Source organism: Oligoflexus sp. (assembly GCF_035638955.1).
Classification (GTDB): domain Bacteria; phylum Bdellovibrionota_B; class Oligoflexia; order Oligoflexales; family Oligoflexaceae; genus Oligoflexus.
The window spans coordinates 21,393-31,583 of the sequence record NZ_DASQYZ010000403.1 but is presented as its reverse complement, the minus strand read 5'-3'; the positions used below and the strand labels follow the sequence as shown (position 1 = coordinate 31,583).

The following is a 10,191-nucleotide window of genomic DNA, read 5'->3' as shown; positions in this document are numbered from 1 at the left end:
ACTGGGTTTAAACCTCACCCAACCCCTGGAAACTTATTTCGAACGCAATAAAGGCGCTCTTGCTGCCTACGGGCCCTCGATTGAGCACAAGAATTACGATTGGGCCATCAATAGCAACGATCGCCTGCCGGGCTGGAATTTCCTGCAGTTCAGCAAGCCTCCCATTCCAGGCGTAAACTTTGGCATGACGGAGCGAGAGCCGAGTGGAAAAAACAGCAGCGACGAGGTGAAAACAAAGCGCTTTGCGTTAATGTACCATCCCAACACCGCTCGTACATTTCTAGGGGCTTTGATCGTCACTGCGGATCCTGCTCATAGAAAAGCATTTGAAGCGATAAGCGCAGCCAGACCGCAGGGTGATCGCAGCTACCTGGCCGACGGGACCTTTGTTCAGTGGGTCAAGCCCGGCTCGGATCTGGCTAAAAATTTCTCTGACAAGAAATTCCCGCTGCAAGCCTTCGTTGTCGGTGTGTCGTCGATGGAAAAATTCCAGGCCGCAGCTAAACCCGAAGGCAGCATCGATTTTAACAGAAAAAAGGCGGCTCATATTAAGCTCGTCCCCGAATCCTGGGACATCCTTGCCGTGGAACTGAACACGGCCGAAGATCTTTTGCCCCTCGGCCCCTGACCTGACCGAATTAGCCAGTATTGGTCTAATGATGAGTTCACGTGCGAAGCTGCTGACAAAGTTGCAGCTGATGTTTCACTGCAAAGGGTTGAGCAAAAGAGAATTATTGAGCCGTTGCCTTACCAGGAATTTTTAAAAATTAAGGATTAATACTCCCCCGCGATTAAGAAAAGCCAACTGCCAGCCTTTCTTTCGTGGGGATATCATCATTCTTGCTGACTAGCTTTGGCGGTAAAAATATCCCGATCGGCTCCAAATCGAGACCTACATCGCCTTACAAACATAGATCTGTTGGGGGCTCGACGCCTTGAATTCATCCTCATCAAATGATCCGAATTTCTGGATTATCTGCCACCCGTTGTATTTGAGTAAAGCGTCCATTTCCAGAGGGAAAAAGCATCTCATATCGAGTCTCTGCGGAATCTCCTTTTCACTGTCGCTAAATTTGTGAACCCAACTGATTCGATTCACCTGGTGTGCACTGTCGTAGTTGCAAGACTCGGTTATCGTGAGACTTCTTCCGTCTGGCATTTTAACCTCGTGGACTTTTGGATTACGGGAACAATCCACAATATAATCGAGGCTTGGATTGAAAATGCTGAAGATGAAATGACCTCCGGGATTGAGGTGAGCTTTGATTCTGTCAAATATCCTTTCGACATCCTCGATCGTATAGGTGTTCTGTAAAGAATTGAAAGGGATAAAGATCAGGTTGAACTTGCGATTGAGGTTGAAATTACGCATATCGTCGAGAACCCACGGTATCTCAATGTGGTCTCTCGAAGCTTTTTTCCTGGCAAATTCTAGCATGCTTTCCGTGAAATCGAGACCCGTTATATCAATCCCGGCTTTAGCCAGTGGAATCGTAAGACGCCCGGTGCCACAACATAGTTCCAGCACCTGACCTTTCGCATTCTGACAACTCTTCATGAAAAAAGGAATGTCACTTGTGAAACTGTTCAAGGCGTCGTAAACATCACCTCGATAGATAATGGGATCGACCGTAAAAGAGTTCATTTAACATGCCTTTCTATTATCAAACGGCCTTTGCGTTTGCAGGCTTGAATTGCTACCTCAGTGTGCTGTTCAAAGTTATGCCGGTTAACTATCCACGTTATTTTCGACAAATATATTTAAGCCTCTTGTAGAATCCGCAGCTATTTCTACTTGTTTTTGCTCCGAGCTGCAATATTGCCAGACCTTGGATTGTATTCATAGGGCAAACAGTTAGAACCTTGATCGCGACGTCCTTCTGAAACGTCAGAGCATAGTTCGGTAAATATGATGGAGATGCGCGAGTCGTAGGGTCGTCCGCTCTTTGTCTTTCAACCATAATAAGACTGTGTTTATAAGAATAGATTTCGACCTTAATCAGGTCGCTTTTGATCTGGCCCTGATCTTCTTCGATGATCGAGGCGAAATCCAAGATATGGATATTCGTCCGATCGCGGATCACAACACAGCCTCGTTCCTGCGCAAGCTCGAGAGTACGGTTACGTTGAAAGGTTATGGTTTGGTAAATAATAACGACAGCCATCCTGGTGCCTTTGCCCATACCCTTCAGGAAGGAAATAGTACGTTTGTCGCGACCTGGGGCCTCTTTGATCAGGAAATTTACTTTTCGGCGCCGAGCAATGCCTGGGTGGGTGATAACGGAGGTCCTATATTTTCAGGGCAAAAGCTTCCGGCTATCATAGTTAAAGGAACAGTGTAAACCAGGAACCGTAATAGCGCTCCAAAATGGTGAGGGCCGTCTGGTGCAAACTGTGGGCTTCTATTCACGTCCTTATAAATTTTATGATGATACATGCTCGGCAAGGGGCGAAGAGATTTTCACCAGCATGAATGTCGTTCGGGCAAAAATTCCAGGTAACATAAGCCTGCGTCCGATTTCACCTATGGCAGGAGGCGTTTCATGTTCACGCTTTGTCGTATCTGCGTTCTGGCGTTGAGTTTGTCTCTCGTGGGTGCTTGCACCCGCGATCTTATGACGGTCGAATTCAGCAATGTCATCGACCGCGAGGTTGTTCCCTTGGACAAAGTCGTGCCCTTCTTGATTGTCAAGGCCACCATCGCGGGGCAGAACCGAAGTTGGATTATCGACACAGCCGCATCCCGCACATTCATCGACGAGGGTATCGCTGAGTCCCTGCATCTGAAAAAAATGAGTCAAGCAACTGGGAAGGATTTTAACGGTGAATTTCCTGTATTTGAAGTTGCAGCAGTTCCGATTCGGCTGGGTTCCCTCACGTTGCAGTCTCGTTCCTTTCTCACTATGGACATGACTGCCATCACGAGGATGGCTGGTCAGGAGATTGCCGGTATTCTGGGACATGATTTTCTGAGCGGTGTGATCGCAGAATTTGAATTTGCATCGAGTAGAATCGCCCTCTATGATCCTAAGAAATTCCGTCTTGCCACAAAACCAGGACTTTCATCCGGTTATCCCCATCGACGCTATGCGGCGTTCCGGGGCACGATCAACGAGAACATTGAAGTTCGCTGGATTATGGACACGGGTTCGACACGCAGCACTCTGCATTATAACTTTTTGAAGAGACATCCCGAGCTTATGGCAGGGAAGACCGGAGCGTCGTTGAATCAAGCGGCTCATACCCGAACGCGGTTATCCTTGTTGCGCGTGCCCTCGCTGCAGCTGGCCGGACGGGAGTTCCGAGATTTTGAGCTGGAAGCTGCCGATGAGAAGTCGGAAAACCTCGTGTTTATGAACGAAGCAGTGGATGGCATACTTGGGCTGGATCTTCTTCGTAATTATCGAGTTTACCTCGACTACAAGAAAGAGATATTTCTTCTCGTGAATAAGGATTCTACAGTCACAGGTCAAGTTCTGGAATCGCAAAACAATTGATGCTGCGTCGCGTGTATCGCAGGGGGTGATGTGATCGGGCAGGTCACTGCAAAATTCATCGTTGCGTTAAAAATATTTGGTGGCGTTAAGCCACCTTCCGAGCCACATCATTCAAACCCAGGAAAGCCCGAGCCGGCAGTTGAATTCTGAAACTCACAGGAGAAAAGCCTAACGCATGCTGGTGCTGAAGGCTGTTTTCCAGCACCACCTGGATAGTCCCACCAATCTCTTCCAGGGAAGATCGAACCACATCCATCCCCACACCACGTCCGGCGAATTCATCCACAAGGTCACGGGTTGTAAATCCACTGTCAAAGATCAGTTGGGCGACTTCGGCATCGGTTCGCTGGGTGGAGTCGGGAAGGCGAGTCGCAGCCAGCTCCCGGATTTTCTGCATATGGATGCCCTGGCCGTTATCCTGATACATGATCTGCAGCGTGGAATCCTGCTGGGATATATGGATTTGAACCAGACCTTTCATCGCACCATGAAATCCATGGGTCATGGAGTTGGTCAAGAGGTGCATAAAAACAGATTTAACCAGGTGATGATGCTCGGGATAGAAGTGAAAGTCATCCCCATGGATTTGAATCTCAGGCTTTTTGATTTGAAGACGTACCGTGGATTTATCGAGGCCGTCTTTGAGATCCTGCAAAAGATAATTCAGATTAAAAAAGAGATCCTTGATCAGTGTGGCCCTGAGCTGACTGAGACCAGCGTGTGGTATGCCGTGTTCAATAGCTGTGACCAGCGTATTGATGGAAGCAATCAGGCTGCGAATCTCAGCCGGCTTATGCTCCTGCTTGGCGAACTCGCGTCCCAGCTTCGTATAATTGATGAAAAATAGTTCCTGGAAGTCCTCTTCTATCCTTTGAAAGGCCAGATAGACAGGAGCAGTTGCCAGGACCACCGGCTGCTGGCTTTTGATGGTATCGTGCAGCAGCTGCTCCATATCATGAATATCCGCCGAGATTTCCTTAAACCCAAAAGCGCGCGTCATGCCCTTGAGGGTGTGCAGGTTACGAGCTAAATAGCGAGTCTGGCTCTGATCAATCTCAGGCTTCTCCAGAATAGGGGCGGACGAAGTCAGAAGGTCCTTGGCACTCTCATAGAAAGAATCAAACTTGGCTGGCGTAAAACTAATAATCAGTTCAATCAGGCTCAAGGCTCGACGATGCTCCTGGGATTCCCGCGTCAGCTTTTTAATTTCAGTCACATCCCGCACGCTGACCAAAAGCTTACTGACCCGGGTTTCATCCGCCAGGATCGGGGCCCAATCCATCTCCACATCACGGATGCTGCCGGTCATCTTGATTTGCATCTCGCGCAGAAGATGGGCTTGATTGGCTTCAAAGTTGAAAATATCCGCGTTCAGTGACGCTTCGATGATATTTTTATTCATACTCCGTGTGTCGGCATCGACCGTGGCGTGACGGAACAGGATGTTAAACGCGGGTTCGGCAGTAGCTGGCTTCTCCCCCAGAATATGGCACAGATAATCGGAATACTCCGCATGCATGCGGCCATCACTTTCAATCATAAAGATACCCTGATGGATGTTCTTCAGAATGGAGCGGATATCACGCGTCTTGTCCTCGACCAGCTCTCCAACGTTCTCGATATGCAGCTTCAAATCCGTATTGAGCTTGCGGATTTCAGCGTCGGATTTGTTGCGATAGTGATTCACGCGATCGCCCAAGGCAATTGAAATCAGAATGGTTTCAGCGCACGAGCCCAAGAGGTTGGCATATTCCGTCAGACCATTCAGGGGCAGGATACCCTGATATTTGAGCACCATGATGACAGTACCCAGGAGATAAAAAGTCCAGGCCAAGGTATAGAAGTAGGCGGGGCGGTAACGCTTCATGAGACTGATGACACCGGCGGTTATCATCAGAATAGCCGCAAAACCCACATTGAGATTGACGATTTTTGCACCCAATTCATAGCTATAAAACTGAATATTCAGAATATCAAGGACTGCAATGCCGCGGTGCATCAGGCAAAGTTTATAAATCCACGGGTGCCGCGAGCGGACATCCAAAAAACCCATGCTGAATGACACCATGAACATGCTGCTCAGCTCGGCGAAAATTAAAAACCCTTCGTTCGACCACCAATGATCATGGACGTTGGATCCCACGATCATATAGGAAAGGCCTTGCGCTGACAGGGCATGGAGCATGAAAAAGCCGATATACGCGATATAATATAAATAGAGTCGCGATTTGAAGGAGACGAGCAAAAATATGTTGTAAAGCAGCATGGCAAACTGAAGACCAAACAGGGCGCCGAGCATCAGGCTGTCTTGGATGATATATGTAGCAAACGAGGCCTTGTCCCAGAAAAAGAGCGGCGCCATAGTCGATCCCTCGGTTTCAATGCGCATCAGATAACGATGCACACCCGGGGCCACATTCAATTCAAAAATGGGGTAGCGGCTCTTGATGGGGCGCAGGTCATACGGAATCTTATCTCCCAGTAAGAGAGACGTTGGCCCCTCAGCACCGGGCTGAAAAAGTTCCACACGATCCGCGGATGCATATTTGTACTCCAGGAGGACAGTCTTGGCCTGTAAGCCTGGATTTTTCAGTTCAAACGAAACCCACAGAATATCGCGGGTAAAACCAAAGTTCGGCGTCATCTGCTGAGAAGGTTGAAAAGTCTGCTGCCAAACCTCACGCACGGGCAAGGATCCGCTCGAATCCAGAAATACGCTTAAATCATGTCCGAATTGTCGACCGGAAAAATCCAGACTCAGGTCGATGGGAGCAGCTTGGATCCCTAGAGTCCATAAGCTGCCTAGAAGCAGAATAAACTTGAACATACCATTCCTCCGACCCTGGATTTATCGGAAGCTCGGCAGGGAATAAAAACTACTTCGTGGGTAGGCTTGCACATGGGCCCAACAAAAAGGCGTCTGCCCTGTCGGAAAATGCCAACATGGTAATAATTATTAGTATAAATGACGCATAGACCGAAGGGCTTCGCTTCCGTGGCTTCTTCTCGCTGCATCGAGTGTTGGTCATGTTACACAATCTCTAGCATCAGCCTATAAAAACGTTATGGAGTGCGCAGGGGCCACCTACGCGTGTGCTGGCATTCAACGGTAGACCCCATCAAACCTCGAAAAAAATGCGGCTTTCCCCATCTTTCTACGCGCACCTCATGTCGGTGTAAACTCATCACAGGGTTGCAGATTTGCTTTACAATACCTTCCTTTCAGCCTATGACCAGATAAGGCCCGACTTGATTCGGCAGACGTTGAAGAAGTGAGCCAAAAAATGAGCGCGTTTTCGACTTTTCAGCTGAAGTGGCTAACGGAACTTCTGGGCGATGATAGCCTTTTAGTCCGACGTGCTGCGGCTGAAACGATTGGAGAGTCATCGATACAGGATGCTGAACTGACACTGGGCGTGATCGCCCGGCTCGGTGAGCGTGGTCTCGCCAGTTCCGGCTGGCAGAGGCGTGATTTGGAGCATCTAGCGTTGGATGACACGACTCTGGAACCGTGCCTGGAGATGGCGCGATCCATGGAATCCGATCGCCATAAATTGGCTCTGGATCTCATTCTGTTGCATCCCCCATCCCTGCTCCTGCCTATTGAAAAAAACCTGCTGAGATTGCCGGATTTGACCCGTATTGAGCACGAGTTGATCAAGGAAGCGATTGGCTTTTATCGCTCGTCCTCGGACAGTTTGTGGGAAAAACTTCGTAGCATGTCCGTCGCACTTACAAAATACCCCATGTTCCCAAGACGTATCAAAGAAACGGTCAAGGCGTTGGCTCGTGAAGTGGCGCGTCGGCCGTATCCGTTGATTCCGGAACTGAAAAATATTCTGACCGATGATTCCAATCCCTGGCTTAAGGCTCTGGCATGCATGATCCTATCGATGCGCAACTGCCGCGATGCCGGTCCTCTGATTTTGCAGACGCTGATTAACAGTGATCTGGCGGAATTGAATGAATTTGCGGAAGAAGCCCTGGTTCGACTCCAGGACGAAGCCATCATCGATCAGGTGGTCGAGGAATTTCCACGCAGCAATCATGAATATCGACTCGTCACCAATTCCCTGTTTTACCGGATGCCATTTCAGAAATCGCTCCAGCATGCGGCGCGCCTGGCGGATGGTGAAGATGAAAATGTCGCCTATGGTTTGCTGCTGACCTACTGTCGGGCTTTTGATCGGCACGGGTTGGAGCGGAACTATGCCATCGCAAGGTCGATGCCTGATTCCAGCGAGCTGGCATTCCTGGGCGTTGAATCGCTGGGTTATGCCACGGCTTTAGGCATTGAATTGCCGGATCGTGCGCACTGGCTGGCGGAAGCCCAGCAGGTGGGACTGCTGGATGAAGATGAAGAGACGGAAGAAGTCATACCCATCAAGATGCATGGACACGGGGCCTTTAAATACGATGGCCACGAATCCAATCCCCAACCCTGATCAGAGTTTCCTATCCCGGGCTTTGGTGCCCGGCACAGGCTCCTGCTGCAGCTCCAGAATCCTCGCATTGATATTATCGCGAACATCGGCAGGCGGATTATACTGCAGCGCGGATTTGTAATTCTCCAAAGCCTCTTTCCGCTTTTTCAAACGATCATAGGTGGAGCCCAGATTGTAATAGGTGGACCAGACCTTGGGCTGGGCCGTCAGCACTTTAAGGTAAACGTCCAGGGCATCATCCAAACGATTGAGCTGCACATAGCAGCTGGCCTCCATCTGCAGAAGCGGAGTGTTGTAGCGTGGTAATATTCCGGCTCCATCCTGGACGGCTTGGATGACCTCAGGACATTGACCGGCTTTTGAATAGGCCCGGATGAGGCGCAGCCAGAGATTGGGATCCTGAGGTTCCGCACGAAGCCGGGCCCGATAGACAGGCGGCAGAAGATGCGAAAGATTCTGCTTTTCCAGACTTTCCACGGCCATTTCCAGACCACCACCAGCAAGGATGCCGCCCACCTGCATCTTGCGCGTGTAATAATCGAGACCGCCCGCAATCTTTTGCACCGCATCAATCCAGGCCAGGAAAAGATGAAATTCAAGGCTATGCGGGTAGCTATTCACCAGGGGAATCACACTGAAAAACAAAGCCTCAGCCTGACCCTTGGGCAAGCCCTCCTCGAGATTGCGGAAGGTTTTGAACGTGCCTTCCTCCAGATTGAAGCGCTGCACCTTGAAAACCTTTTGGGTCAGACGCGCACCCATGAGGCCCAGCTCCTGGCAGGACAGATCGAAGCGAAAACTTTTCAAACAGACGTTGGCCAGATTCAAAGCGGCATCGGGCGTTCTTCGAATCTGCAAACGGCCCAGGTGATAGTTGAGATAAGGCGCCGATGTTTTATTGTTCTTCATGGTTTCCTGAAGCAGCATGGTCGCCGCTTCCGTTTGACCCTGAATTTCAAAGCATAGGGCCTTATAAAGGAGCAAAGGATAGGTGTTGGTCAGGACCTGCTGGGCGTCCACAAAGATGGTATGCACGCGAGGGCAATCACCACGCTGCAAGGCGAGAGCAGCGTTCAGCTGAAAGACCGAAGCATTGGCCGGGAACAGACGAAACATTTCCTCGGCCTGAGCTTCCAGATCGGGTGGAGGCTGAATGCTGCGGTTGACCAGTTCACGAAACGTGCTTAATTTTTTAGCAGTTGCCAGGGCACGCATATCATCGATGGCAAATGGCGAGGGTTCGGCAAAGGAAACGTCCTCAAGAAACGTCTGTCGCCGACACACGGTGGCGTCGTTGGTTTTCTCCTGATACCAGGTGCAGATGCTCGGCATCTTGCTCACCCGGGACGCGGGCAAGGCCTTGTCCAGTGATTTCCATTCCAGATCAATGTGATCCTGAATCTTGGCAAGGTTGGCTTCGATCACAGCCTTGTCACCCGACTTTAACCAAAAGCGCAGGCGTCGAACACCATAGCCGGGAGCGGACACGGTGACTTCATTGAGCCCAATTTTCCCACGTGTGGCCTTGCCCACGGGCTCGCCGATAATTCCATCGCGGACAAAAGCTGCGTCCTTGATCGGGATCATCAGCGTGTATTCAGCCTGGCGAGTTTGAGATTTTTCGGCCGCCGCCAGAAATCGCGGCGCCCAAGGCAAGAGGGCCAGCGCAAGGAGGAGCTGTAGCTTATGGATCTTCCAATTCATCATGTGCCTGATAATCAATCCCAGTTTCGGCAAGAACCTTGGCGATATCAATCACGCCGTTGACCTGGTTGCCCCGTTTGCTGATCGTGGAAATCAATTCAGAACCGTTTCCGCGACTCGGCAGTGCCTGCTGCTGCAGTTGATCCTCATTAAGGGAGATAACATAGGTGATCCCATCCACGATGAGTCCTACCGTAACCTCTTCATAATGCGTGACGATAATCCGGCTTTGCAGCGTCGGCTCTTCGTTGGGCAAACCCATCATCTTGCGGAGATTGATTGCGGGCAGGATTGTGCCCCGCAAATTGATTACGCCCTCTATAAAGCGCGGCGCCCGCGGGACGAAGGTCAGCTGGTTCATCATAATAATTTCATTTGTGACCTCGATCGGCAAGAGAAACTCTTCCTTCCCGAGGAGCAGGCCGATGAATTGTTTGACCGCCGTGAAATCCTGGCTATCCTTGCCTCCGTCCAAATCGCCGCGAATGGAGAACATACTATGTTCGGAATCCATCATTTGGGGGGCCAGACCTGGAATATTCACA

Annotated in this window: 8 protein-coding genes; 4 read left to right on the top strand and 4 right to left on the bottom strand. The window is 50.1% G+C overall.

The features are described 5' to 3' along the window. A partial coding sequence (locus VE954_RS34615; RefSeq protein WP_324961691.1) for a hypothetical protein occupies nucleotides 1-628 on the top strand: 628 nt, incomplete at its 5' end. Between the two features lie 264 nt (nucleotides 629-892). Here the strand turns inward: VE954_RS34615 and VE954_RS34610 are convergent. Then, complete coding sequence (locus VE954_RS34610; protein WP_324961689.1) at nucleotides 893-1,645, bottom strand: class I SAM-dependent methyltransferase; 753 nt, start codon at nucleotides 1,643-1,645, stop codon at nucleotides 893-895. Between the two features lie 325 nt (nucleotides 1,646-1,970). On the opposite strand from VE954_RS34610, the gene VE954_RS34605 reads away from it, so the two are divergent. After that, on the top strand, nucleotides 1,971-2,342 hold the full coding sequence (locus tag VE954_RS34605; protein WP_324961687.1) for a hypothetical protein: 372 nt from the start codon (nucleotides 1,971-1,973) through the stop codon (nucleotides 2,340-2,342). A gap of 201 nt (nucleotides 2,343-2,543) precedes the next feature. Beyond that, nucleotides 2,544-3,497, top strand: a complete 954-nt coding sequence (locus tag VE954_RS34600) for a retroviral-like aspartic protease family protein (RefSeq protein ID WP_324961685.1) — start codon at nucleotides 2,544-2,546, stop codon at nucleotides 3,495-3,497. A gap of 85 nt (nucleotides 3,498-3,582) precedes the next feature. Here the strand turns inward: VE954_RS34600 and VE954_RS34595 are convergent, their stop codons facing one another. Continuing rightward, nucleotides 3,583-6,324, bottom strand: a complete 2,742-nt coding sequence (locus VE954_RS34595; RefSeq protein WP_324961683.1) for a 7TM diverse intracellular signaling domain-containing protein — start codon at nucleotides 6,322-6,324, stop codon at nucleotides 3,583-3,585. Between the two features lie 457 nt (nucleotides 6,325-6,781). On the opposite strand from VE954_RS34595, the gene VE954_RS34590 reads away from it, so the two are divergent. Further along, nucleotides 6,782-7,942 (top strand): HEAT repeat domain-containing protein, encoded by a 1,161-nt coding sequence (locus VE954_RS34590; protein ID WP_324961681.1) that lies wholly within the window; start codon nucleotides 6,782-6,784, stop codon nucleotides 7,940-7,942. On the opposite strand, the gene VE954_RS34585 is transcribed toward VE954_RS34590, so the two are convergent. Together VE954_RS34585 and VE954_RS34580 are read right to left on the bottom strand one after the other, a co-directional pair. Further along, on the bottom strand, nucleotides 7,943-9,649 hold the full coding sequence (locus VE954_RS34585) for a hypothetical protein (RefSeq protein WP_324961679.1): 1,707 nt from the start codon (nucleotides 9,647-9,649) through the stop codon (nucleotides 7,943-7,945). Beyond that, nucleotides 9,627-10,190 (bottom strand): chemotaxis protein CheW, encoded by a 564-nt coding sequence (locus VE954_RS34580; RefSeq protein WP_324961678.1) that lies wholly within the window; start codon nucleotides 10,188-10,190, stop codon nucleotides 9,627-9,629. Before VE954_RS34580 ends, VE954_RS34585 begins: the two co-directional genes overlap by 23 nt. Nucleotide 10,191: the final 1 nt, after the last annotated feature.

Bases quoted from the DNA above. Each gene is read 5' to 3' on its own strand.
- VE954_RS34600 (WP_324961685.1), top strand. From the start codon at position 2,544: ATGTTCACGCTTTGTCGTATCTGCGTTCTGGCGTTGAGTTTGTCTCTC.
- VE954_RS34590 (WP_324961681.1), top strand. From the start codon at position 6,782: ATGAGCGCGTTTTCGACTTTTCAGCTGAAGTGGCTAACGGAACTTCTG.
- VE954_RS34585 (WP_324961679.1), bottom strand. From the start codon at position 9,649: ATGATGAATTGGAAGATCCATAAGCTACAGCTCCTCCTTGCGCTGGCC.
- VE954_RS34610 (WP_324961689.1), bottom strand. From the start codon at position 1,645: ATGAACTCTTTTACGGTCGATCCCATTATCTATCGAGGTGATGTTTAC.
- VE954_RS34595 (WP_324961683.1), bottom strand. From the start codon at position 6,324: ATGTTCAAGTTTATTCTGCTTCTAGGCAGCTTATGGACTCTAGGGATC.